The 22014-nt window shown below is 60.9% G+C and carries 24 protein-coding genes; 19 read left to right on the top strand and 5 right to left on the bottom strand.

Annotated elements, in window-relative coordinates; translation table 11 throughout:
• Positions 1 to 55: 55 nt before the first annotated feature.
• The 3 genes from mpl to AOA61_RS29535 are packed head-to-tail and all read left to right on the top strand — an operon-like array spanning position 56 to position 2308.
• Positions 56 to 1405, top strand: a complete 1350-nt coding sequence (gene mpl / locus AOA61_RS29545) for a UDP-N-acetylmuramate:L-alanyl-gamma-D-glutamyl-meso-diaminopimelate ligase (protein ID WP_032884582.1) — start codon at positions 56 to 58, stop codon at positions 1403 to 1405.
• The gene (gene ubiX, locus AOA61_RS29540) at positions 1402 to 2031 is read left to right on the top strand and encodes a flavin prenyltransferase UbiX (protein WP_032884583.1); all 630 of its coding nucleotides are present in this window, start codon (positions 1402 to 1404) and stop codon (positions 2029 to 2031) included. The genes mpl and ubiX overlap by 4 nt, the downstream gene beginning before the upstream one ends.
• A complete protein-coding gene (locus AOA61_RS29535; RefSeq protein WP_032884584.1) occupies positions 2024 to 2308 on the top strand; it encodes a YceK/YidQ family lipoprotein in 285 nt (94 codons plus the stop codon). Before ubiX ends, AOA61_RS29535 begins: the two co-directional genes overlap by 8 nt.
• Before the next feature lie 137 nt (positions 2309 to 2445).
• Here the strand turns inward: AOA61_RS29535 and AOA61_RS29530 are convergent, their stop codons facing one another.
• The 3 genes from AOA61_RS29530 to AOA61_RS29520 all read right to left on the bottom strand — a co-directional run bounded on the left by AOA61_RS29530 (position 2446) and on the right by AOA61_RS29520 (position 5396).
• Positions 2446 to 3087, bottom strand: a complete 642-nt coding sequence (locus tag AOA61_RS29530; protein WP_032884585.1) for an oxidoreductase — start codon at positions 3085 to 3087, stop codon at positions 2446 to 2448.
• 29 nt (positions 3088 to 3116) lie between these two features.
• Positions 3117 to 4835 carry a C13 family peptidase gene (locus AOA61_RS29525; RefSeq protein WP_099603280.1) on the bottom strand — a complete coding sequence of 573 codons (1719 nt, stop codon included), beginning with the start codon at positions 4833 to 4835 and terminating at the stop codon, positions 3117 to 3119.
• A 105-nt stretch (positions 4836 to 4940) separates the two neighbouring features.
• On the bottom strand, positions 4941 to 5396 hold the full coding sequence (locus AOA61_RS29520) for a MaoC family dehydratase (protein ID WP_032884587.1): 456 nt from the start codon (positions 5394 to 5396) through the stop codon (positions 4941 to 4943).
• 164 nt (positions 5397 to 5560) lie between these two features.
• Between AOA61_RS29520 and AOA61_RS29515 the strand changes: the two genes are divergently transcribed.
• Genes AOA61_RS29515 through AOA61_RS29505 form a run of 3 tightly spaced genes read left to right on the top strand, consistent with a single transcriptional unit; the run spans position 5561 to position 7242 of the window.
• A complete protein-coding gene (locus tag AOA61_RS29515; protein ID WP_032884588.1) occupies positions 5561 to 5914 on the top strand; it encodes a CidA/LrgA family protein in 354 nt (117 codons plus the stop codon).
• Positions 5911 to 6627 carry an LrgB family protein gene (locus AOA61_RS29510; protein ID WP_032884589.1) on the top strand — a complete coding sequence of 239 codons (717 nt, stop codon included), beginning with the start codon at positions 5911 to 5913 and terminating at the stop codon, positions 6625 to 6627. The genes AOA61_RS29515 and AOA61_RS29510 overlap by 4 nt, the downstream gene beginning before the upstream one ends.
• 21 nt (positions 6628 to 6648) lie before the next feature.
• Positions 6649 to 7242, top strand: a complete 594-nt coding sequence (locus AOA61_RS29505) for an LON peptidase substrate-binding domain-containing protein (RefSeq protein ID WP_099603279.1) — start codon at positions 6649 to 6651, stop codon at positions 7240 to 7242.
• Here AOA61_RS29505 and AOA61_RS29500 read toward each other — a convergent pair.
• Together AOA61_RS29500 and AOA61_RS29495 are read right to left on the bottom strand one after the other, a co-directional pair.
• Positions 7236 to 8552 carry a bifunctional DedA family/phosphatase PAP2 family protein gene (locus AOA61_RS29500; protein WP_099603278.1) on the bottom strand — a complete coding sequence of 439 codons (1317 nt, stop codon included), beginning with the start codon at positions 8550 to 8552 and terminating at the stop codon, positions 7236 to 7238. The genes AOA61_RS29505 and AOA61_RS29500 overlap by 7 nt on opposite strands.
• Positions 8553 to 8577: 25 nt before the next feature.
• Complete coding sequence (locus AOA61_RS29495) at positions 8578 to 9261, bottom strand: DNA-3-methyladenine glycosylase (RefSeq protein WP_099603310.1); 684 nt, start codon at positions 9259 to 9261, stop codon at positions 8578 to 8580.
• A gap of 174 nt (positions 9262 to 9435) precedes the next feature.
• Between AOA61_RS29495 and AOA61_RS29490 the strand changes: the two genes are divergently transcribed.
• The 13 genes from AOA61_RS29490 to AOA61_RS29430 all read left to right on the top strand — a co-directional run bounded on the left by AOA61_RS29490 (position 9436) and on the right by AOA61_RS29430 (position 21897).
• Positions 9436 to 10701 (top strand): glutamate-5-semialdehyde dehydrogenase, encoded by a 1266-nt coding sequence (locus tag AOA61_RS29490; RefSeq protein ID WP_032884592.1) that lies wholly within the window; start codon positions 9436 to 9438, stop codon positions 10699 to 10701.
• The gene (gene nadD, locus AOA61_RS29485; protein WP_099603277.1) at positions 10701 to 11345 is read left to right on the top strand and encodes a nicotinate-nucleotide adenylyltransferase; all 645 of its coding nucleotides are present in this window, start codon (positions 10701 to 10703) and stop codon (positions 11343 to 11345) included. The genes AOA61_RS29490 and nadD overlap by 1 nt, the downstream gene beginning before the upstream one ends.
• 69 nt (positions 11346 to 11414) lie before the next feature.
• Entirely contained in the window at positions 11415 to 11909 is a 495-nt protein-coding gene (gene rsfS / locus AOA61_RS29480) for a ribosome silencing factor (protein WP_003176298.1), read from the top strand.
• A gap of 9 nt (positions 11910 to 11918) precedes the next feature.
• Positions 11919 to 12386: a 23S rRNA (pseudouridine(1915)-N(3))-methyltransferase RlmH gene (gene rlmH, locus AOA61_RS29475; protein WP_003176297.1), complete on the top strand. Its 468-nt coding sequence runs from the start codon at positions 11919 to 11921 to the stop codon at positions 12384 to 12386.
• A 15-nt stretch (positions 12387 to 12401) separates the two neighbouring features.
• The gene (gene mrdA / locus AOA61_RS29470; protein ID WP_032884594.1) at positions 12402 to 14300 is read left to right on the top strand and encodes a penicillin-binding protein 2; all 1899 of its coding nucleotides are present in this window, start codon (positions 12402 to 12404) and stop codon (positions 14298 to 14300) included.
• 31 nt (positions 14301 to 14331) lie between these two features.
• Positions 14332 to 15435 (top strand): rod shape-determining protein RodA, encoded by a 1104-nt coding sequence (gene rodA, locus AOA61_RS29465; RefSeq protein WP_050442794.1) that lies wholly within the window; start codon positions 14332 to 14334, stop codon positions 15433 to 15435.
• 17 nt (positions 15436 to 15452) lie between these two features.
• Positions 15453 to 16463, top strand: coding sequence for a lytic murein transglycosylase B (gene mltB / locus AOA61_RS29460; RefSeq protein WP_032884595.1), 1011 nt, complete (start codon positions 15453 to 15455; stop codon positions 16461 to 16463).
• On the top strand, positions 16463 to 17464 hold the full coding sequence (locus tag AOA61_RS29455) for a septal ring lytic transglycosylase RlpA family protein (RefSeq protein WP_032884596.1): 1002 nt from the start codon (positions 16463 to 16465) through the stop codon (positions 17462 to 17464). Before mltB ends, AOA61_RS29455 begins: the two co-directional genes overlap by 1 nt.
• Before the next feature lie 180 nt (positions 17465 to 17644).
• Positions 17645 to 18802, top strand: a complete 1158-nt coding sequence (locus tag AOA61_RS29450) for a D-alanyl-D-alanine carboxypeptidase family protein (RefSeq protein WP_032884597.1) — start codon at positions 17645 to 17647, stop codon at positions 18800 to 18802.
• Positions 18803 to 18886: 84 nt separating this feature from the next.
• Positions 18887 to 19162: a DUF493 domain-containing protein gene (locus tag AOA61_RS29445; protein ID WP_032884598.1), complete on the top strand. Its 276-nt coding sequence runs from the start codon at positions 18887 to 18889 to the stop codon at positions 19160 to 19162.
• Positions 19162 to 19809: a lipoyl(octanoyl) transferase LipB gene (lipB, locus tag AOA61_RS29440; RefSeq protein WP_032884599.1), complete on the top strand. Its 648-nt coding sequence runs from the start codon at positions 19162 to 19164 to the stop codon at positions 19807 to 19809. Before AOA61_RS29445 ends, lipB begins: the two co-directional genes overlap by 1 nt.
• 26 nt (positions 19810 to 19835) lie before the next feature.
• The gene (gene lipA / locus AOA61_RS29435; protein WP_162163623.1) at positions 19836 to 20837 is read left to right on the top strand and encodes a lipoyl synthase; all 1002 of its coding nucleotides are present in this window, start codon (positions 19836 to 19838) and stop codon (positions 20835 to 20837) included.
• A gap of 139 nt (positions 20838 to 20976) precedes the next feature.
• Complete coding sequence (locus AOA61_RS29430; RefSeq protein WP_099603276.1) at positions 20977 to 21897, top strand: LD-carboxypeptidase; 921 nt, start codon at positions 20977 to 20979, stop codon at positions 21895 to 21897.
• Positions 21898 to 22014 lie beyond the last annotated feature (117 nt).

The following is a 22014-nucleotide window of genomic DNA, read 5'->3' as shown; positions in this document are numbered from 1 at the left end:
GAGTGCGATTTTCGCCCCCCTGCGCTAACCTGCCTCGATGTTTACGAGGTCGACTATGCACATTCATATTCTTGGTATTTGCGGCACCTTCATGGGTTCGATGGCGGTTCTGGCTAAAGAACTGGGCCATCACGTGACAGGCTCCGATGCCAATGTTTACCCGCCCATGAGCACGCAACTCGAAGCGCAGGGCATTGAACTGACCCAGGGTTACGATCCGGCGCAATTCGACCCGGTGCCGGATCTGGTGGTGATCGGCAATGCCATGTCCCGTGGCAACCCGGCCGTCGAGTACGTGCTCAACAAAGGTTTACCGTACGTCTCCGGCCCGCAATGGCTGGCCGATCATGTGCTGCAAGGCCGCTGGGTACTGGCCGTTGCCGGTACCCACGGCAAGACCACTACCAGCAGCATGCTGGCCTGGGTGCTGGAGCACGCGGGCATGAGTCCTGGCTTCCTGATCGGCGGCGTGCCACAAAACTTCTCGGTCTCCGCGCGCCTGGGCGACACGCCGTTCTTTGTGATCGAAGCTGACGAATATGACAGCGCCTTCTTCGACAAGCGCTCCAAGTTTGTCCACTACCGTCCACGCACGGCGATCCTCAATAACCTTGAGTTTGATCATGCGGATATCTTCCCCGATCTGCCCGCTATCGAGCGGCAGTTCCACCATTTGGTGCGCACTATCCCAAGCGAAGGCCTGGTCATCTACCCGACTACCGAGCCGGCTTTGCAGCGCGTGATCGAGATGGGCTGTTGGACACCGGTGCAAACCACCGGGGCGGGAGGGCAATGGCAGGTCAAGTTGCTCAGTGAAGACGGTTCCAGGTTTGAAGTGCTGTTTGAGGGTGAGGCCCAAGGCATCGTCGAGTGGGACATGACTGGTCAGCACAACGTTGCCAATGCCTTGGTCACTCTGGCTGCCGCACGGCATGTGGGCGTGGTGCCTTCCATGGGCATTGCTGCGCTGAGCGCATTCAAAAGCGTAAAACGCCGCATGGAAAAAGTCGCCGACGTGAATGGGATTACCATCTACGACGACTTTGCCCACCACCCAACCGCCATTGCCACCACCCTTGACGGACTGCGCAAGCGCGTTGGCGATGCCCCGATCATTGCTATTGTCGAGCCGCGCTCAAACTCCATGAAGCTCGGTGCACACCGCGACGGCCTGCCGGAAAGCGTCAACGATGCCGACCAGGTGGTGTGGTACGCCCCGACCAATCTTGGCTGGGACTTGCCGGCGATTGCGGCCCAGTGCACGGTGCCGTCGAAAGTCTGTGATTCCATCGAGGGCATCATTGAGTTCGTCAAGCAGCAGGCCAAGCCTGGCACCCATGTGGTGGTCATGAGCAACGGCGGCTTCGGCGGCTTGCACGGCAAACTGGCCGAGGCGCTGAAATGAGCGGGCCGGAACGCGTCACCCTGGCGATGACCGGTGCCTCGGGCGCGCCCTACGGCCTGCGTCTGCTTGACTGCCTGGTGCGTGAAGATCGCGAGGTGCACTTCCTGATCTCCAAGGCCGCGCAGTTGGTGATGGCGACCGAGACCGACGTGGCACTGCCTCCCAAGGTGCAGATGATGCAGGCCTTCCTCACCGAGTACACCGGTGCGGCGCCGGGGCAGATCAAGGTTTACGGCAAAGAAGATTGGATGTCGCCGGTGGCCTCGGGCTCCGGTGCACCGGCGGCAATGGTTGTTGTGCCGTGCTCCACCGGTACCTTGTCGGCGATTGCCACCGGGGCCTGCAATAACCTGATCGAGCGCGCGGCAGACGTGACATTGAAGGAGCGCCGCCAGTTGATCCTGGTGCCGCGCGAGGCGCCGTATTCGAGCATTCATCTGGAGCATATGCTCAAGTTGTCGAACATGGGCGTGACCATCCTGCCTGCGTCGCCGGGCTTTTATCATCAGCCGCAGACCATCGATGACCTGGTGGATTTTGTGGTGGCGCGGATTCTCAACCTGCTGAATATTCCACAGGACATGCTGCCGCGTTGGGGCGAACACCATTTGAGCAGCGATGAATAAGGCACTGTTGGTGATACTGGCGTTGCAATTGGGCGGCTGCGCCACCGCGCGTACGCTGGACGCTGCGCAGCCCGGCGCGCCGGTGGTGTATGCCGGCACGCGGTTGGACTTGTACGCAATGAACGGAGGTTGCTGCGCCAAGGACCGGTTTGGTGCTGAGGCGCCGAGCTACCCCGGTGTCGACCTGCCGGCCAGTGCGTTGCTCGACACTTTGCTGTTGCCGCTGTCGGTGTTGACGGTGCTCGGAGTGGGATTTAACGCCACAGGCGGGCTCTAGCGCTGACCCGAAGACAATACAAAACCAATGTGGGAGGGGGCTTGCCCCCGATAGCGGTGTATCAGTCACCCAATATGTTGACTGACCCTCCGCTATCGGGAGCAAGCCCCCTCCCACATTTTGCTTTGTGTTCGGCTTTATTTGCCGAGCTTGCGCAGTTCGTCCGACTCTACGATCCGCACCCCATTCTGCTCTTCCAGCGCCAGGCGCCACATGGCCCGGGCCAGTTCACACACTTCGATGCCTCGGTACTTGCCGGGAATCAGTCGTGACAGCGGCCCTGCCAGTTGTTCGGCCAAACGGGGTTCCAGCCGCTCGCCCAATAACAGCGACGGTCGCACGATGGTCAGTTGCGGCCAGTCTTGGGCCTTGAGTGCCTGCTCCATTTCCCCTTTGACTCGGTTGTAGAAAATCGAAGATTTCGGATCGGCGCCAATCGCGCTGATCACGATCAGGTGCCGTGCGCCCATTTCCCGTGCGCGCTTGGCGAAGGCGACGACCATATCCAGGTCAACCGCACGGAAAGCCTCTTCCGAGCCCGCTTTTTTGATTGTGGTGCCCAGGCAGCAGAAGGCGATATCCACCCGGCCGCTCAGTTGCGGCAGGAACACCGCTGGGTCGCCCACCGGGTTTTCCAGGTGTGGATGTTCGGCCAATGGCTTGCGGCTCGGCGCGAGCACGCGGGTCACGGTGGGTTCGTTGAGCAGGCGGTCGAGCAGGTGTTCGCCGGTGAGGCCGGAGGCCCCTGCGAGCAAGATATGCTGAGGTGTCAGGTACATAGTGTTTCCCCCTTGTTACACGTTGCAGCTTAGTTGCCTTTGGCTTCCTTGCTATTCATTGAGACGCTTTCGAGCGCCTTTCGTGCCTGCTGTTTGCGTAAAAGTTGCCAGTGGGCAATCACGCCTTTGGGGGCCCAGATCTGCGGTTCGGACGCTTCGAAATTGTCGGCCTGTTCGCGCTCGCTCACATGCAGCTGTGCCAGCTTGAAGGCTTGCTGCAAGTCGTCGGTCTGGTTGAAGGCTTGGGCGAAGAGGGCGTCGCCGAAGTAGGTGAAGTCGGCCTCTTCGGAGCAACCGAAGGACACGCGGTCGGCGCGGGAGGCGGTCATGATCAGCGTACGGTCGTCTTTGAGTGCCGGGATAAAGCCGCCGGAATAGCAGGCGGAAATTACGATGATCTTGTCGCGGTTTTTCAGCGGTGTCAGCACGGCGGCCAGCTCATCGGCGGGTAAATCGGCCAGCTCCATGCGCGGCTGATCCAGCACCAGTTCGTGTTCGTGGGTGCCGTGGCTGGTCATGTAGATAAACACCAGGTCTTCCGGGCCTGTGCGCTCGGCCAGGGTTTGCACGGCACGGCGCAAGCTTTCGCGGGTGGCCAGGGGGCGGTCGGCGATATGGTCGCGGTGGTTGACCAAACGGATCTGCCCACGTGCGCCGAAGCGGGTGGCGAGCATGTTGCTGACGTAATCGGCTTCGCGCAGGAACACGCTTTGTTTGCCGTCGCCGGCCACCGCCAGGGTGTACAACTCCACGGCAGGGGTGGAGGCGGGCACGGCGGCAAAGGCAGCATCGAGCAAATGCCCTTGGGCCAGCACGCCGATCTCCAGTGGGTCAGGCAACAATGTGCCGTCCGCGTCACGCACGCGCATGCCGTTGACCCAGGTGCCGGCCTGCACCGTGCCGTCGGTGAGGACCAGCGTGCCGCGTCCCTGATAGTTGTCGCTGTCGAAGCCGCCGATGTAGAAGCTGCCGTCGGTCAGGTTCAGGCGGCCTTCGCCGGTAAAGCGCCAATCGCTGAAATAGCCGACGTAATGGCTGCCATCCACGCCGATCAGTTCGCCCTTACCGCTGAGCGCGCCTTCCTTGAACTGGCCGATCCACACGTCGCCGTCAGCGTTTTCATAGCGGCCCTTGCCGTTGAGTTGGTTCTGCTTGAACTGACCGACATAGATGTCGCCGTCGGCGCTGTTGAAGGTGCCGTTGCCCTCCAACTGGCCATCGACGAAGCGACCACTGAACTGATTGCCGCTGTCGTCGTTGCGCTGGCCTTCGCCATTCGGCTTGCCGTGGGCGAACTGGCCCTGGTATTGGCTGCCGTCGGCCAGCTCCAGGCGGCCTAGACCGGAATACTGATCGTCTTTGAATTCGCCGCGATAGGTCATTTGCCCCTCTTTGAGGGTGCCTTCGCCGTTGCGCCGACCGTTGCGGAACCCGCCGACATACTGGCTGGCTGCGGTGGTCAGGCTGCCCTGTCCATCGAACAGGCCTTGCTGGAACTGGCCTTTATAGGCTTCGCCGTTGCTGCCATGCCACTCGCCCTGGCCGTGCCACTGGCCTTTGTCGAACGCGCCGACGTACCAACTGCCGTTGGGGTAGTCCACACGGCCCTGGCCTTGCAGCAGGCCGTTGACCACATCGCCCCGATAGCGGCCGCCGTCGGGCAGGCGCGCATCGGGCGGCAACAGCGATTCGCCGTCTCCGCAAGCGGTGAGCAACAGGGCAAGGGCAAGGGGGGCGAGTGGGCGCATAGCGGGATCCGGATATTTGAGCGCCGAGTATGCCGCAGCTGCGAGTTTCATACATAAATTTACATACCCCGTGGTGAGTTTCAGCCTCTCACCACAGGGATGGCCTTACACGAAACAGAGTGAAAGCGACTCGGCAATGTAGGCCGGTTTTTCCTGGCCTTCGATCTCCAGTGTGGCAGTGGCCTTTAACAGCCACTGGCCGGGCTTTTTCTCGGTGACGTCAGTGAGGATCACGTTCAAGCGCACCTTGGAGTTGACCTTGACCGGCTGGATAAAGCGCACGGTGTCCAAGCCATAGTTGACCGCCATCTTCAGGCCTTCGGGCATGATCAGGATGTCTTCCATCAGCTTGGGTATCAGCGACAGCGACAGGAAACCGTGGGCAATGGTGCTGCCGAACGGCGTTTGCGCAGCCTTGACCGGGTCGACGTGGATGAACTGATGGTCGCCAGTGGCTTCTGCGAACAGGTTGATACGTGCCTGGTCGATGGTGAGCCATTCGGAACGTCCCAGTTCCTTGCCGACATAATCTTTGAGCTGCGCTACAGGTACATAGGGCATTGCGTCTCTCCTTGGTTCATCGATGCTGTTTTTATGGATTACAGAGAACCAATGTAGATCATCACGGGCAACCAGCCCGGTCAACCCACCATGCTTTTGGCGAATGCCGATGCATAGGGCCGGCATGCTTATAATGCGGGCGAGTTCAGAGGGGGGGAAAGCGGATGCTGTTACGTGGTCTGACATGGCTGGTGTTGTTTCAGTTGATCGGTACGGCGATCAATCATTTGCTGTTGCCGGTACTGCCGGGGCCAATCATTGGCCTGCTGCTGATGCTGGGTTTCCTGATCTGGCGTGGCGAGGTGGGCGAGCCGTTGAGCCTGGCAGCTGGCAGCCTGTTGCGGTATCTGCCACTGCTGCTGGTGCCGCCGGCAGTCGGCGTGATGGTGTACGCCAAGGACATCGCGGCTGACTTTTGGGCCATCGTCGGCGCGCTGGTGTTGTCACTCGTGATCGCCATGGCATTCGTTGGCGTACTGATGCAGCAGATGGTCAAGCGCAAGGAGAAGGATCAATGATCTTCGACTGGCATGGCGCGTGGACGTCCGTGATTCATCACCCGCTGTTCGGTATCGGTATTACCCTGGGCGCCTATCAACTGGTGCTGGCGGGGTTCGAGAAAACCCGCTGGATCTTCCTGCAACCGGTGCTGGTCTCCATGCTGCTGGTGATCGGCGTGTTGCTCACATGCGGCCTGAGCTATGCCGAGTACCGCAAGAGCACCGAGATCATGGGCATTCTGCTGGGGCCTGCCACGGTGGCGCTGGCGGTGCCGCTTTATCTGAATCTGCGGCGCATTCGCCAATTATTTTGGCCAATTTTTACTACGCTGGTGATAGGCGGTGTATTGGCTACCGGCCTGTGTGTGCTGCTCGGCTGGTGGTTCGGCGCTGAACACATGATGCTGATGACCATGGCGCCCAAGTCGGTGACCTCGCCGATCGCCATGCTGGTGGCCGAGCAGATCGGCGGCGTGGCGGCACTGGCCGCGGTGTTTGTGCTGATCACTGGGGTCGTGGGGGCGATGGTGGGGCCGGCGTTACTTTCGCGCCTGGGTGTGCACAGTCCCGAGGCGCGTGGCATGGCGTTGGGCATGACCGCCCACGCGGTCGGCACCTCGGTGGCCCTGCAGGAGAGCGAAGAGTGTGGCGCCTTTGCGGCGCTGGCCATGAGTCTGATGGGCGTGGCCACGGCGGTGTTCCTGCCGTTGGCTGTGTCAGTGATTGTTTAAACTAGGTTTAAGGAAACCTTTATGAGTCTGGCGCTGTTCCCGCTCAATACCGTGCTGTTCCCTGGCTGCACCCTCGACCTGCAATTGTTCGAGGCGCGCTACCTGGACATGATCAGCCGTTGCATGAAAAAGGGCGAAAGCTTCGGCGTGGTGTGCATCCTTGACGGCAAGGAAGTAGGCATGGCTCCGGACGGCTACGCGCTGATCGGTTGTGAAGCGCTGATTCGCGACTTCAAGCAGCAGGACAATGGCCTGCTGGGGATTCGTGTTGAAGGCGGGCGGCGCTTTCGCGTGCTCGATACGGGCGTGCAAAAAGACCAGTTGCTGGTGGCCGAGGTGCAATGGCTGGATGAGCAGCCGGACCAGCCTTTAGAAGAAGAGGACGCTGATCTATTGGCATTGCTCCAGGCCCTGGCCGAGCATCCGATGGTCTCTTCGCTGGACATGGACGCCCACGCCGAGGGCCAGCAAGCCTTGGGCAATCAGCTTGCTTATCTCTTGCCCTTTACCGAGGCCGACAAGATCGACCTGCTGCAACTCGACGACCCACAGCAGCGCCTGGATGCGATCCAGATGCTGCTTGATGAGCTACAGGAAGAGCTTTTCACTCAGTAGGCGTAGCGCAGCAGTGCGTGGGATGTGCCGGTGAGTGCAATAAAGCTCAAGACTGCCACTATGGCAGGCAGCAGCAGCCACCATGTTTTTTTGCGCAAGGGTGGCAGTGGGCTGCGGTGCTGGATGGCTGTCAGGCTGAACGCACACACCGTCATCGCCAGGAGCGTGCCGGCCAGGATGTCCGAGGGCCAGTGGGCGCCCAGGTAAACCCGGGACAAGGCGATAAAGGCGGCGGGAATGCAGCCCAGCAGTATCCACGTCAGGCGCAGCCGTGTCGGTTGGCCGCAACCTGCCAGCACCGCCAGCGCCAGGAAAAACGCGAAGGCGCCGGAGGCATGGCCGCTGGGCATGCTGAAACTGGTCAGGGGGTCGGTAAGGATTTCAGGGCGGCCGCGGGCGAAAAACAATTTGCTCCCGGTGTTGATTACCGCCGACCCGGCCAGTGTGGCGCCCACAAAGATGGCGTGGCGCCACTGTCGAGCCAGTAGCAAAAGCCCGGTGAAGACGGCGCTGGCGACAAACATCTTCTTGAACTCACCCAATTGGGTGACCATCACCATGGCTTCATCCAGCCAGGCGCTGCGATGCTCCTGCACCAGTGCGCTAAGGCCCTGATCGAAATCATTCAGGTGTGGATAACCGATAAACAGTGCGATCAACAACGTCAGGCTGGCGCAACCTATCCACAAGGTGGTGCGCCGGTGGTCGCGCAGGCTGCTGTTCAAACCCAGCCCCAGCAGTACCGCCAGGCTCGCCGTGACAACGCCGGCCTCAGGCCAGAAGCCTTCCGGTAATGGCAGGCGGAACGCGGCGCCGGTGGCCCAGCCCGGCAGCAAGTAGGCCACCGACCAGCCGGCTGCGGCGAGGACGCTCACTGCCGCAAAGCGTGGGAACGGCATATCGCACATGCCGGCCACCATCGGCAGCATCGGGCGCAAGGGGCCGATGAAGCGTCCGACCAGCAGGCTGGCGATGCCGTACTTGTGGAAGTAGGTCTCTGCACCGTTCATCCATTCGGGGTGGTGGCGCAGACCGGGCAGGCGGCGGATGTTCTGGTGGAAATGTCTGCCCAGGAAGTAGGAAACCCCATCGCCCAGCAAACCGCCGAGAAAGCCCAGCAACAGCGTTTCACTCAACGACAGCGCGCCGCTGCCGGCCAATGCGGCAATGGCAAACAGCAATACCGTGCCCGGTACGATTAAACCGGCAATCGCCAGGCATTCCACGCACGCGACGATAAACACCGCCACCGCCAGCCATTGTGGGTTCAGGGTCAGCCAGCCGGTAATGCTATCGAGCCATTGGCCCATAAACGTCACTCCATCACCACAAAATTCAAATCAGAAAATAGTCGCGGCCTTCGACCTGGCCTCGGCGCAGCGGGTTCCGTGTGCAGTACGGTGCATAGCTTGCATCGACAAAACGGTACATCAGGTGTTCATCGCGGCCACTGGGGATGCCCAGGCGGGTCGTCTGGATGATTTGCGTCGGTACCTGGCCGACATCTTCCACATACAGCCTTTCCTGGTCGAAGCGCTTGGCGTCCCACATCGGCACTTGGAGACCCAGCGCTTTGCACAACAACGTTTGGCCGGCGCACAGCTTCTGCGAGGTGCGCGGGCTGCCATCGGCATTCGGGTTGTTCAACTGCATCTGCGCGAGGCTCGCCTGGCCGGAAAGGTCATCGACCCACGGATAGGCCGATTTGATCAATACGGCATTGCCCGGTCCATGTGCGCTGAAGTTCAGGGAGTCGCCGCCACGGGCGTAGTACATGTAGATATGGCCGCCATCCAGAAACAAAGCCTTACGCTTTTCTGTGTAGCCGAGTGAAGCGTGGCTACCTTTTTCGGCCACGTAATAGGCTTCCGTTTCAATAATTCGAGCCGAAAGCCAGATTTCGCCGACGCGATGGCGTACAACTTTGCCGAGCAGTTCCCGCGCAAGAATTTGCGCGTCACGGTCGAAGAAGCCGTCGGGCAGGGAGCTGGCGGGGCGTTGGGGCGATGAGCTGGGCATGGCGGTCAGGGGAAATGCGGCTAAATGTGACGGAATCATAACAACTCCCACCTTAATTACCGCTGAACCCCAGGTTTTTACAGTTCATTTCGACCATCCGCCCCTGACCGCTGTCAGTCGGGCGGCGTCACAGCTATAATCTGCCGCTTTCCTCTTTGCCAAGACTCCCTGACCATGACTGAGTCCGTTCTTGACTACATGACCCGCCTGGGTCGCGCTGCCCGTCAGGCCTCGCGGTTGATCGCTCGTGCGAGCACCGCGCAGAAGAACCGTGCCTTGCTGGCCGCCGCTGATGCTCTGGATGCTTCGCGCTCCGAACTCGCCGCGGCCAACGAACTGGACCTGGCCAACGGCCGCGCCAATGGCCTGGAACCGGCCCTGCTGGACCGTCTGGCGCTGACCCCGGCACGTATCGACGACATGATCGAAGGCCTGCGTCAGGTGGCCAAGCTGCCTGACCCCATCGGTGAAATCCGCGATATGCGTTACCTGCCGTCCGGTATTCAGGTCGGCAAGATGCGCGTGCCCCTGGGCGTGATCGGCATCATCTATGAGTCGCGACCTAACGTGACCATTGACGCCGCGAGCCTGTGCCTCAAGTCTGGCAATGCCACCATCCTGCGTGGCGGTTCCGAGGCGATCAATTCCAACCGCGCAATTGCCGCCTGCATCCAGCAAGGCCTGGCCGTGGCCGAACTGCCGGCCGAAGTGGTGCAAGTGGTGGAAACCACCGATCGCGCGGCCGTTGGCGCGCTGATCACCATGCCGGAATTCGTCGACGTGATCGTACCGCGCGGTGGCAAGAGCCTGATCGAACGCGTCAGCCGTGATGCCAAGGTTCCGGTCATCAAGCACCTGGACGGCGTATGCCATGTGTTCATCGACATCGCCGCCGATATCGACAAGGCCATCCGCATCGCCGACAACGCCAAGACCCATCGCTACGCCCCGTGCAACACCATGGAGACTCTGCTGGTGCACGTCGGCATTGCCGATCGCGTGCTGCCGCCGCTGGCTGCCATCTATCGCGACAAGGGCGTGGAACTGCGCGGCTGCGAACGCACCCGCGCGCTGCTGGGCGCCGACGTGATCGAAGCGACTGAACAGGACTGGTACACCGAATACACGGCGCCGATCCTGTCAATCCGCATCGTTGATGATCTGGATCAGGCCATCGAACACATCAACACATACGGCTCCAAGCACACCGACGCGATTGTCTCCGAGCACTTCAGCGATGCGCGTCGCTTCCTCAACGAAGTGGATTCCGCTTCGGTGATGGTCAACGCCTCGACGCGCTTTGCCGACGGCTTTGAATACGGGCTGGGCGCCGAGATCGGCATCTCCACCGACAAGCTTCACGCACGCGGCCCGGTTGGCCTGGAAGGTCTGACCAGCGAGAAGTACGTGGTGTTCGGCGACGGTCATGTGCGCACTTGATGGCTAAACGCATCGGGCTGCTCGGCGGTACTTTCGACCCCGTGCACATCGGCCATTTGCGCAGCGCTCTCGAAGTCGCAGATGCCCTTGCACTGGACGAGTTGCGCGTGATGCCCAACGCGCGGCCGCCCCATCGCGATACGCCGCAGGTGTCACCGCAACAACGTCTGGAAATGGTGCGCCTTGCCGTAGAAGGCATACCGCCGCTGGTGGTGGACGACCGCGAACTCAAACGCGATAAACCGTCCTACACTGTTGACACTCTGGAGCTGGTACGCGCCGAGTTGGCCGTAGATGACCAGTTGTTTCTGCTTTTGGGCTGGGACGCATTTTGCGGCCTGCCCTCTTGGCATCGCTGGGAGGAACTCCTCCAGCATTGCCACATCCTGGTTTTGCAACGCCCGGATGCCGACAGCGAACCGCCGGATGCCTTGCGCAACCTGCTGGCCGCGCGGTCGGTAAGTGACCCCTTGGCCCTGACCGGGCCGAACGGGAATATTGCATTCGTCTGGCAGACCCCGCTTGCGGTGTCTGCCACCCAGATCCGTCAACTGCTGGCCAGCGGGAAGTCGGTACGTTTCCTGGTGCCTGACGCGGTCCTGGCCTACATCGATGCGCACGGGCTTTACCGTGCGTCGAACTGAAAAGGCGCGCTTGAACGCACGAACAGTCGTGCAGCGAGCGCCCGAACATATGAGCAAAACGAGTTTTTTATGACGAACAAAGACGTAAGCAAAGTAAAACGCAAAGGCACGTTCAAAAGCGCCCCGCTGCCGGTTGAAGCCCACGTTGGTCCGGAACTGGCTGGCGAAGAGCTGGTAAAAGTCGCCGTTGCCGCCCTGGAAGACGTGAAGGCCCAGGACATTCAGGTTCTGGACGTACGCGACAAGCAGAGCATCACCGACTTCATGATCATCGCCACTGGTACTTCCAACCGCCAGATCGGCGCGATGCTGGACAAGGTCCGCGAAGCCGTCAAAGCCCAAGGCGTCAAGCCACTGGGTGAGGAAGGTAAGGGCGACAGCGACTGGGTGCTGCTGGACATGGACGACGTGATCGTTCACATGATGACCTCCAACGCCCGTCAGTTCTACGACCTGGAGCGTCTGTGGAAAGGCGCCGAGCAGAGCCGTGCCGCTGATGGCAAGCACCACAGCCCGGAAGTGGGCCACGCGCACTTCGACAAGCTCAACAAAGACCAGGAATAAGGAACGGCTGTGCGCCTGCGTCTGATCGCTGTCGGTTCACGCATGCCCAAGTGGGTGGAAGAAGGCTGGCACGAGTATGCCAAGCGTCTGCCCGCTGAGCTGTCGCTGGAACTGGTGGAAATACCGCTCAACACCCGGGGCAAGAATGCCGACGTAGCGCGCTTTATCCGTCAGGAAGGCGAGGCCATGTTGGCCAAGGTCGGCCCCAACGAGCGCATCGTCACCCTCGAAGTGCACGGCAAACCCTGGAGCACCGAGCAACTGGCGGTGGAACTGGATCGCTGGCGCCTGGATTCGCGCACCGTCAACTTCATGGTCGGTGGCCCGGAAGGGCTGGCGCCAGAAGTCTGCGCGCGAGCCGACCAGCGTTGGTCGCTGTCGGCACTGACGTTGCCGCACCCGTTGGTAAGGATTCTGATCGGTGAACAGCTGTATCGCGCCTGGACAGTTCTGTCCGGGCACCCTTACCACAAATAGTCTGCGCCCCTCCCGATGACCCAGCCGATCCGCATCAAGGACCACGAGAAAGACGCACGTCTTGTACGCGCTCGGGTCGTGTTTGGTGCGATTCTGGTCGTCGGGCTGATGTGTGTGCTGATCGCCCGCCTGTATTTCCTGCAGGTGATCCAGTACGAGTACCACTCCACGCTGTCGGAAAACAACCGGGTGCATGTGCAGCCGATTCCGCCGACCCGTGGGCTTATTTTCGACCGCAACGGTGTGGTGGTCGCGGATAACCGGCCCAGCTTCAGCCTGAGCATGACCCGCGAGCGTTCCGGCGATTGGCAGCAAGTCCTCGATGTTATCGTCGAGGTGCTGCAACTCACGCCGGAAGACCGAGTGATTTTCGAAAAGCGCATGAAGCAGGGGCGTCGGCCCTTTGAGCCGGTGCCGATCCTGTTTGAGTTGACCGAAGAGCAGATCGCCCGCATCGCGGTAAACCAGTTCCGGTTGCCGGGTGTGGAAGTGGTGGCACAGTTGGTACGTCATTACCCGCAGGGCGCGCATTTTGCGCACTCGGTCGGCTACATGGGGCGGATCAACGAAAAAGAGCTCAAGAGCCTCGACCCGGTCAATTACAGCGGTACCCACCATATCGGCAAGACCGGCATCGAGCGTTTCTACGAGCCGGAACTGCACGGCCAGGTGGGTTACGAAGAAGTAGAGACCAATGCCCGTGGTCGCGTATTGCGCGTGCTCAAGCGCACCGACCCGATTCCCGGCAAGGACATTGTGCTGAGCCTGGACATCAAGCTGCAGGAAGCGGCGGAGATGGCCTTGGGTGGGCGGCGTGGCGCGGTGGTGGCACTGGACCCGAAAACGGGTGAAGTCCTGGCCATGGTCAGCCAGCCAAGTTTCGACCCTAACCTGTTTGTGACCGGGATCAGCTTCAAGGCCTACGCCGAGTTGCGCGATTCCATCGACCGACCGCTGTTCAACCGCGTGCTGCGCGGCCTGTACCCGCCCGGTTCGACCATCAAGCCCGCGGTGGCGATTGCTGGCCTGGATGCAGGTGTGGTCACTGCTTCCAGTCGCGTGTACGACCCGGGCTACTACATGCTGCCCAACTACGATCACAAATACCGTAACTGGAACCGCACCGGTGACGGCTACGTCGACTTGGACACCGCGATCATGCGGTCCAACGACACCTATTTCTATGACCTGGCCCACAAGCTGGGGATCGACCGGCTGTCTGCCTACATGGGCAAGTTCGGCCTCGGTCAGAAAGTTTCCCTGGATATGTTCGAAGAATCTCCTGGCCTGATGCCGTCCCGGGAGTGGAAGCGTGCGACCCGTCGTCAGGCGTGGTTCCCGGGTGAAACCCTGATCCTCGGCATCGGCCAGGGCTATATGCAGGCCACCCCGTTGCAGCTGGCCCAGGCTACCGCGCTGGTGGCCAACAAAGGTATCTGGAATCGCCCGCACCTGGCCAAGACCATCGAGGGCGAGAAACCGGTGGATGACAACCCGATCCCGGACATCGTGCTGCGCGACTCGTCCGACTGGACCAAGGTCAACCATGGTATGCAGCAAGTGATGCACGGCGCCCGTGGCACCGCGCGAAAAGCCGCAATCGGTGCGCAGTACCGCATTGCCGGCAAGAGCGGTACGGCCCAGGTGGTCGCGATCAAGCAGGGCGAGAAATACGACCGCACCAAGGTCCAGGAGCGCCACCGCGACCACGCCTTGTTCGTCGGTTTTGCTCCGGCAGACGACCCGAAAATCGTCGTGGCCGTCATGGTGGAGAACGGCGAGTCCGGCTCCGGTGTTGCCGCTCCCGTGGTGCGCCAGGTGATGGATGCCTGGTTGTTGGCCGACGACGGCAGGCTCAAGCCCGAATATGGCGGCCCCCCTTCAAACCCCGAGGTTACGGCCAGTGAAGAGTAATTTTGACCGCATCCTCTCCAGCGAGGATGTGATGCGTCGCCGCGCGACGTTGCTGCAGCGCATGCACATTGATGGCCCGTTATTGATCCTGCTGCTGACCCTGGCCGCCGGTAGCCTGTTTGTGCTGTATTCGGCCAGCGGCAAGAACTGGGACCTGCTGATCAAGCAAGCGTCGTCTTTTGGCCTGGGCCTGCTGTCCATGGTGGTGATTGCCCAGTTGGAGCCGCGTTTCATGGCGCGGTGGGTGCCGCTTGGCTACGTCGCCGGTGTATTGCTGCTGGTGGTGGTGGACGTGATGGGCCACAACGCCATGGGCGCAACCCGCTGGATCAACATTCCGGGGGTGATTCGCTTCCAGCCGTCGGAATTCATGAAGATCCTGATGCCGGCCACCATTGCCTGGTACCTGTCCAAGCGCACCTTGCCGCCGCAGCTTAAACACGTAGGCATCAGCCTGATTCTGATTGGCGTACCGTTCATCCTGATCGTTCGTCAGCCGGACCTCGGCACCTCGCTGCTGATCCTCGCCGGTGGTGCGTTCGTGCTGTTCATGGGTGGCTTGCGCTGGCGCTGGATCCTCAGTGTGCTGGCTGCGGCCGTACCGGTGGCGGTGGCCATGTGGTTCTTCTTTATGCACGACTACCAGAAGCAACGGATCCTCACGTTTCTCGATCCGGAAAGCGACCCGCTCGGTACCGGCTGGAACATCATCCAGTCCAAGGCAGCCATCGGTTCCGGCGGCGTGTTTGGCAAGGGTTGGCTGCTGGGCACCCAGTCGCACCTGGACTTTTTGCCAGAGAGCCACACCGACTTCATTATCGCGGTGATGGGCGAAGAGTTCGGCCTGGTAGGCATCTGCGCACTGTTGCTGATCTATTTGCTGCTGATCGGGCGCGGCCTGGTAATTACCGCACAGGCACAGACGCTGTTCGGCAAATTGCTCGCAGGCAGCCTGACCATGACTTTTTTTGTTTACGTTTTCGTCAACATCGGTATGGTCAGTGGCCTGTTGCCGGTGGTTGGGGTGCCGTTGCCGTTCATTAGCTACGGCGGAACTTCGCTGGTGACATTGCTGTCAGCGTTTGGGGTTTTGATGTCGATTCATACGCATCGCAAGTGGATCGCACAGGTTTGAATAAGGTGAAGATGTCAATGCAAGTAATGCGCGGCTGGGCCACTCGGCATGCGTCCTGGATGGGCCTGATTGGGCTACTGGGCGCAACGCAAGAGGCGCAGGCCGGTGACTACGATGGTTCACCCCAGGTCGCCGAATTTGTCGGTGAGATGACCCGCGACTACGGTTTCGCAGGTGAGCAGCTGATGGGCGTGTTCCGCGAAGCCCAGAAAAAGCAGGCGATCCTCGACGCCATCTCCCGCCCCGCCGAACGCGTGAAGCAGTGGAAGGAATATCGCCCGATGTTTCTCACCGACGCCCGCGTGGCGCGCGGTGTGGACTTCTGGCGCCAGCATGAAGCCGTGCTGGCCCGCGCCGAGCAGGAATACGGCGTGCCGGCCCAGGTAATTGTTGCGATCATCGGCATTGAAACCTTTTACGGACGCAATACCGGCAGCTATCGGGTGATCGACGCCTTGTCGACCCTGGGCTTCGATTACCCGCCTCGCGCCGACTTCTTCCGCAAGGAGCTGCGCGAATTCCTGCTGTTGGCCCGCGAAGAGCAGGTCGACCCGCTGACCCTCAAAGGCTCCTACGCCGGGGCGATGGGCTTGCCGCAATTCATGCCGAGCAGCTTTCGCGCCTATGCCGTGGATTTTGACGGTGACGGCCACATCAACATCTGGAGTAATCCCGACGACGCCATTGGCAGCGTGGCCAGCTACTTCAAGCGCCATGGCTGGGTGGGCGGCGAGCCCGTAGTGATTCGCGCCGACGTCAGCGGGGAACGTGCCGATGAAGGCCTGACCCAGGGCATCGAGCCGGCCAAGACGGTCGGGGAGTTGCGGGCGCTGGGCTGGTCGAGTCAGAATGCGCCACGCGATGATATGCCGGTCACGGCGTTCCGCCTGGAAGGCGAAAATGGCCCTGAATATTGGATGGGCCTGAAGAATTTCTACGCAATCACGCGTTATAACCGCAGTGTGATGTACGCCATGGCCGTGCATCAGCTGTCAGACATGCTGGTCCAAGCACGGGGCAACAAGTAATGCGGGCATCGCCGTTCAATCAACCGCTCAAGCTGGTGGCGTTCGCCGCGTTGTCCCTGCTGGTCGTCAGTTGTTCCACAAGCCGTGGCCCGGCACCCCAGAAGTCCGGCGGTACCGCCGTACGTTCCCAGCCAGGCCTGGACATCAACCGCGCGCACAAAGACGGCGCGCCGTGGTGGGATGTCGACGTGTCGAAAATCCCGGATGCCACGCCCACCTTGCACACCGGCCCTTACAAGGCCAACCCCTATACCGTGCTGGGTAAATCCTACTTTCCGTTGCAGGAATCCAAGACCTACGTGCAATCGGGCACGGCGTCCTGGTACGGCACCAAGTTCCATGGTCAGAACACTGCCAACGGCGAGGTCTATGACCTGTATGGCATGAGCGCAGCGCATAAAACCTTGCCGCTGCCCAGCTATGTGCGTGTGACCAACCTGGACAATAACCGCACGGTGATCCTGCGGGTCAACGACCGTGGGCCGTTCTATTCGGACCGGATCATCGATTTGTCCTACGCCGCCGCGAAGAAGCTCGGCTATGCCGAAACCGGTACGGCGCGGGTCAAGGTCGAAGGTATCGACCCGGCGCAGTACTGGGCCCAGCGTGGCAAGCCCGCCCCGCTGATGCTCAATGAACCGCAGAGTGCGCAGCCGCAAGTGACGGCATCCACCGGCAAGATCGAACAGTGGACACCGCCACCGCAGCAACACGCACCGGACACGGTGGTCGTGCCCCACGCAGCGCCGGGTGCTTCGGTCGCTGGCGGGCAATACCTGCAAGTGGGCGCTTTCGCCAACCCGGATGCGGCAGAACTGTTAAGGTCCAAGCTCAGCGGCATGGTCAACGCGCCGGTCTTTATCAGCTCCATCGTGCGTAACCAGCAAACCCTGCACCGCGTGCGCATGGGCCCGATCGGCTCGCCGAGCGAAGTGGCGCAAGTACAGAACAGCGTTCGCATGGCCAACCTGGGACAACCCAGCGTGGTCACCGCTGAATAACAAAGAATTGATGGTTCAGGCCCGTGCGCGGGTTTGAGCTGTGGTTGTTGGCTCGTTGAACAATAAAAACCCAGGGGCAAGGGGTGAGCGGGCAACCGAACACGTGACAGTCTGGTAGCGGGCTGTCTGAATAAGTTTTGCCCGCGAGGGCAAGTTTCCATAAGCAATTTCGAGAGACGGATGAACATCACCACCTTAGCCAAACGCACGTGCCTGCTTATCTCGCTGATCATCACCCCGGCCGCCTGGGCGGTTGAAATGGTGCCGGCTTCACCGCAACTGGCCGCTAAGGCGTGGGTCCTGATGGACGCTGCCAGCGGCAACGTGCTGGTAGAGAGCAACGGTGACCAACGCCTGCCGCCAGCCAGCCTGACCAAGCTGATGACCGCCTACATCGCGACCCTGGAAATCCGTCGCGGCCAGATCGGCGAGAACGACCCGGTGACCGTCAGCGAAAATGCCTGGCGTACCGGCGGTTCGCGCATGTTCATCAAGGTGGGCTCGCAAGTCACCGTAAGTGACCTGCTGCACGGCATCATCATCCAGTCCGGTAACGACGCCAGCGTCGCGCTGGCCGAGCACATCGCCGGCAGCGAAGATGCATTCGCCGACATGATGAACAAAACCGTGGCCGACCTGGGCATGACCAACAGCCACTTCATGAATCCGACTGGTTTGCCAAACCCTGAGCACTACTCGTCGGCTCACGACATGGCGATCCTGGCCCGCGCGATCATTCGTGTTGACCCGGTGCACTACGCGATTTACTCCCAGAAGGAGTTCTTCTGGAACAACATCAAGCAGCCTAACCGCAACCTGTTGTTGTGGCGCGACAAGACCGTTGATGGTCTGAAAACGGGCCACACCGAAGAGGCTGGCTATTGCATGGTGTCGTCCGCTGTTCGTGACGGCCAGCGCCTGATTGCAGTGGTATTCGGCACAAACAGCGAGCAGGCCCGTGCGGCCGAAACGCAAAAGCTGCTGACCTATGGTTTCCGCTTCTTCGAAACCCAGACCTTCTATCAGAAGGGTGCTGAACTGGCGACCGCGCCGGTATGGAAGGGCGCAACCTCTCAAGTCAAGGCCGGCCTGGCTGAAGACCTGACCCTGACCATGCCTAAAGGCCAACTGAAAAAGCTCGCTGCCAGCATGACTATGAACCCGCAATTGGTTGCTCCAATCGCCAAGGGTGACGTGATCGGTAAAGTCGAAGTGAAACTGGACGACAAGGTGGTGCACAGCGCTGACCTGATCGCGCTGGACGCTGTCGACGAAGGTGGTATCTTCCGCCGCGTGTGGGATAGCATCCGTCTATTCTTCTACGGCTTGTTCAACTGATAGTGTGCACCTGCAAAGCCCCGCGTTGATCCGACGCGGGGCTTTGCCGTCGCCACGGCTTACCGCTTACGAGGCCGTTACGCCATGACCGATACCGAAGTAAAGGCACCCAAGATCGAATTCCCGGTGGTCGATTACCCGATCAAGGTGATCAGCGACACGGGTGTTGGCCGCAAGGACACGATTCTTGAGATCGTGCGTAAACACGCGACGATCAACGATAACCGAGTGGATGAGCGATCCAGCACCACCGGTAAATACACGACTATCCAGTTGCACATCGTTGCGACCGGCCAGGACCAGCTCTACGACATCAACAGCGAACTGCGGGCCACCGGCTTCGTGCACATGGTGCTGTGATGCCAGAGGTCCTGGGCTTTCGCGAGCTCGGCCAGATGGCCTACGAGCCTGTCTGGCACGCCATGCAACGGTTCACCAACGAGCGTGGCACCTCGGCCCCCGATGAGATCTGGCTGGTGGAACACCCGCCGGTGTTCACCCAGGGCCAGGCTGGCAAGGCTGAGCATTTGCTGCTGCCGGGGGATATTCCGGTGGTGCAGGTCGACCGAGGTGGCCAAGTGACTTACCATGGCCCCGGCCAGTTGGTCGCTTATCTGTTGCTGGACGTGCGCAAGCTGGGATTTGGCGTGCGCGATCTGGTCAGCCGGATAGAGGCTTGCCTGGTCGAGTTGCTGGCCAGTTATGGCGTGACCGCCGCGGCCAAGCCTGATGCTCCCGGTGTGTATGTGGATGGCGCGAAAATCGCCTCCCTGGGGCTTCGGATTCGTCACGGATGTTCCTTTCATGGCCTGGCCCTGAACGTGGACATGGACTTGGCCCCGTTTCGGCGGATCAACCCGTGCGGCTATGCCGGGTTGGCGATGACCCAACTGAGCGAACACGCTACACCGATTAAATTTGCCGAGGTAAGTGCCCGGCTGCGCGCGCAGCTCGTCAAACACCTCGACTATGCTGAGCAGACGACCCTAACGGGCGGAATCGACTGATTATGACTACTGATGCAGTGCAAACCATGATCCCGACGCTGGACGTTACCGAGCGTCCGGCCCCGGCCCCGCGTGCCAAGGTGGAAGCCGGCGTCAAGCTGCGCGGCGCCGAGAAGGTTGCACGCATCCCGGTGAAGATCATTCCGACCACCGAACTTCCGAAGAAACCTGACTGGATTCGCGTGCGTATCCCGGTTTCGCCGGAAGTCGACCGTATCAAGGCCCTGCTGCGCAAACACAAGCTGCACAGCGTATGCGAAGAGGCCTCTTGCCCGAACCTGGGCGAATGCTTCTCCGGCGGCACCGCCACGTTCATGATCATGGGTGACATCTGCACCCGTCGTTGCCCGTTCTGCGACGTTGGCCATGGCCGGCCGAAGCCACTGGACGTGAACGAGCCGGAAAGCCTGGCCATCGCCATCGCCGACCTGAAACTCAAATATGTAGTGATTACCTCGGTGGACCGCGACGACTTGCGTGACGGCGGTGCACAGCACTTTGCCGACTGCATCCGCGAAATCCGCAAACTGTCGCCGAACGTGATGCTCGAAACCCTGGTCCCGGACTACCGTGGCCGTATGGACGTGGCGCTGGAAATCACCGCCGCCGAGCCACCGGATGTGTTCAACCACAACCTGGAAACCGTGCCACGCCTGTACAAGGCTGCGCGTCCGGGTTCGGACTACCAGTGGTCGCTGACCCTGCTGCAGAAATTCAAGCAGATGATGCCGCACATTCCGACCAAATCCGGCCTGATGCTGGGCCTGGGCGAAACCGACGAAGAAGTCATCGAAGTCATGAAACGCATGCGCGAACACGACATCGACATGCTGACCCTGGGCCAGTACCTGCAACCGTCGCGCAGTCACTTGCCAGTGCAGCGTTTCGTGCACCCGGACACCTTCGCCTGGTTCGCCGAGGAAGGCTACAAGATGGGCTTCAAGAACGTCGCCTCGGGCCCGTTGGTACGCTCTTCGTACCACGCTGACGAACAAGCCAAGTTGGTCAAGGCAAGCCTGGTTTCCTGATAGGGGTTTAGATCCAGTGTGGGAGGGGGCTTGCCCTCGATTGCGGTATGTCAGTCGCTACATGTGCTGGCTGATCCACCGCAATCGGGGGCACGCCCCCTCCCACATTTCGTTCCGCGCTAGTTAGGGAGAGTTGTGTATGACAGCAGCCGTTCCAGCCCTTCGTTCTGAAGGCACCATCGCCCTGATCGCACCTGCCGGCCCCGCCGTGCTGGACGTTGAAAGGGCTGGCCAATGGATGCGCACGCGCGGCTACGATCTGCGGATTTTCCCCGGTGTCTATGAACGCGACGGCTACCTCGCCGGCAGCGATGCAGTGCGCCTGCGTGACCTGCACGCCGCCTTCGCCGATCCGGATATCGACGCTATCTTCTGTCTGCGCGGTGGTTACGGTACGCCACGGCTGCTCGACGCGCTGGACTTCGACCTGCTGCGGTCCAATCCCAAGCCGTTCGTGGGTTACAGCGACATCACCGCGTTGCATCTGGCGATCAACCGCTACGCCGGCTTCGTGACCTTCCACGGCCCGATGCTCAATGCCGACCTGCTCGGCGACAAGCAACAACCTACCGAATCGTCATTGTTCAGCCTTCTGCGCGGCCAGCTGGGCGCCGGCAGTGTGCTGTCGCACCCGGTGGCGTACCCGCTGACCACGATCGAGCCTGGCATTGCCTGTGGGCGCTTGCTGGGAGGTAACCTGTCGATGATTGCGGCGGTCATGGGGACGCCTTACGAAATCGACGCTGAAGGCATCATCCTGTTTATCGAAGACGTCAACGAGCCGATCTACCGCATTGACCGGTTGCTGACGCACTTGCGCCTGGCCGGTAAATTGGCCCAGGTTGCGGGTGTGCTGGTGGGGGATGTGGCGGGGGTGGATAACGCTGCGCTGGAGCGCCTGCTGAAGCAGACGTTCGAGCCTTTGTGCATACCGGTGTTGGCCGGCTGGCGCAGTGGGCATTGCGATCCGAACCTGACGCTGCCAATGGGCGCGTTGGTGCGTTTGGATGCAGGGGAGAAGCGGGTGGTGTTGGAGCAGGATGTGGTGTTCAAACCCTGAATCTGTTGGTGCCTGCCAAACCGCCATCGGGGGCAAGCCCCCTCCCACACTTGAATGTATTCACAAATCAAAATGTGGGAGGGGGCTTGCCCCCGATAGCGATAGTCGCCATAAGCA

Source organism: Pseudomonas sp. 2995-1 (assembly GCF_002742505.1).
GTDB lineage: Bacteria > Pseudomonadota > Gammaproteobacteria > Pseudomonadales > Pseudomonadaceae > Aquipseudomonas > Aquipseudomonas sivasensis.
Note: the sequence above shows the minus strand (reverse complement) of the source record. Positions and strands in the feature narration are given on the sequence as shown.

Excerpts from the sequence above, each read along its gene's own strand:
- mpl (WP_032884582.1), top strand. The coding sequence starts at position 56 with ATGCACATTCATATTCTTGGTATTTGCGGCACCTTCATGGGTTCGATG.
- ubiX (WP_032884583.1), top strand. The coding sequence starts at position 1,402 with ATGAGCGGGCCGGAACGCGTCACCCTGGCGATGACCGGTGCCTCGGGC.
- AOA61_RS29535 (WP_032884584.1), top strand. The coding sequence starts at position 2,024 with ATGAATAAGGCACTGTTGGTGATACTGGCGTTGCAATTGGGCGGCTGC.
- AOA61_RS29530 (WP_032884585.1), bottom strand. The coding sequence starts at position 3,087 with ATGTACCTGACACCTCAGCATATCTTGCTCGCAGGGGCCTCCGGCCTC.
- AOA61_RS29525 (WP_099603280.1), bottom strand. The coding sequence starts at position 4,835 with ATGCGCCCACTCGCCCCCCTTGCCCTTGCCCTGTTGCTCACCGCTTGC.
- AOA61_RS29520 (WP_032884587.1), bottom strand. The coding sequence starts at position 5,396 with ATGCCCTATGTACCTGTAGCGCAGCTCAAAGATTATGTCGGCAAGGAA.
- AOA61_RS29515 (WP_032884588.1), top strand. The coding sequence starts at position 5,561 with ATGCTGTTACGTGGTCTGACATGGCTGGTGTTGTTTCAGTTGATCGGT.
- AOA61_RS29510 (WP_032884589.1), top strand. The coding sequence starts at position 5,911 with ATGATCTTCGACTGGCATGGCGCGTGGACGTCCGTGATTCATCACCCG.
- AOA61_RS29505 (WP_099603279.1), top strand. The coding sequence starts at position 6,649 with ATGAGTCTGGCGCTGTTCCCGCTCAATACCGTGCTGTTCCCTGGCTGC.
- AOA61_RS29500 (WP_099603278.1), bottom strand. The coding sequence starts at position 8,552 with ATGGGCCAATGGCTCGATAGCATTACCGGCTGGCTGACCCTGAACCCA.
- AOA61_RS29495 (WP_099603310.1), bottom strand. The coding sequence starts at position 9,261 with ATGCCCAGCTCATCGCCCCAACGCCCCGCCAGCTCCCTGCCCGACGGC.
- AOA61_RS29490 (WP_032884592.1), top strand. The coding sequence starts at position 9,436 with ATGACTGAGTCCGTTCTTGACTACATGACCCGCCTGGGTCGCGCTGCC.
- nadD (WP_099603277.1), top strand. The coding sequence starts at position 10,701 with ATGGCTAAACGCATCGGGCTGCTCGGCGGTACTTTCGACCCCGTGCAC.
- rsfS (WP_003176298.1), top strand. The coding sequence starts at position 11,415 with ATGACGAACAAAGACGTAAGCAAAGTAAAACGCAAAGGCACGTTCAAA.
- mrdA (WP_032884594.1), top strand. The coding sequence starts at position 12,402 with ATGACCCAGCCGATCCGCATCAAGGACCACGAGAAAGACGCACGTCTT.
- rodA (WP_050442794.1), top strand. The coding sequence starts at position 14,332 with ATGCGTCGCCGCGCGACGTTGCTGCAGCGCATGCACATTGATGGCCCG.
- mltB (WP_032884595.1), top strand. The coding sequence starts at position 15,453 with ATGCAAGTAATGCGCGGCTGGGCCACTCGGCATGCGTCCTGGATGGGC.
- AOA61_RS29455 (WP_032884596.1), top strand. The coding sequence starts at position 16,463 with ATGCGGGCATCGCCGTTCAATCAACCGCTCAAGCTGGTGGCGTTCGCC.
- AOA61_RS29450 (WP_032884597.1), top strand. The coding sequence starts at position 17,645 with ATGAACATCACCACCTTAGCCAAACGCACGTGCCTGCTTATCTCGCTG.
- AOA61_RS29445 (WP_032884598.1), top strand. The coding sequence starts at position 18,887 with ATGACCGATACCGAAGTAAAGGCACCCAAGATCGAATTCCCGGTGGTC.
- lipB (WP_032884599.1), top strand. The coding sequence starts at position 19,162 with ATGCCAGAGGTCCTGGGCTTTCGCGAGCTCGGCCAGATGGCCTACGAG.
- lipA (WP_162163623.1), top strand. The coding sequence starts at position 19,836 with ATGATCCCGACGCTGGACGTTACCGAGCGTCCGGCCCCGGCCCCGCGT.
- AOA61_RS29430 (WP_099603276.1), top strand. The coding sequence starts at position 20,977 with ATGACAGCAGCCGTTCCAGCCCTTCGTTCTGAAGGCACCATCGCCCTG.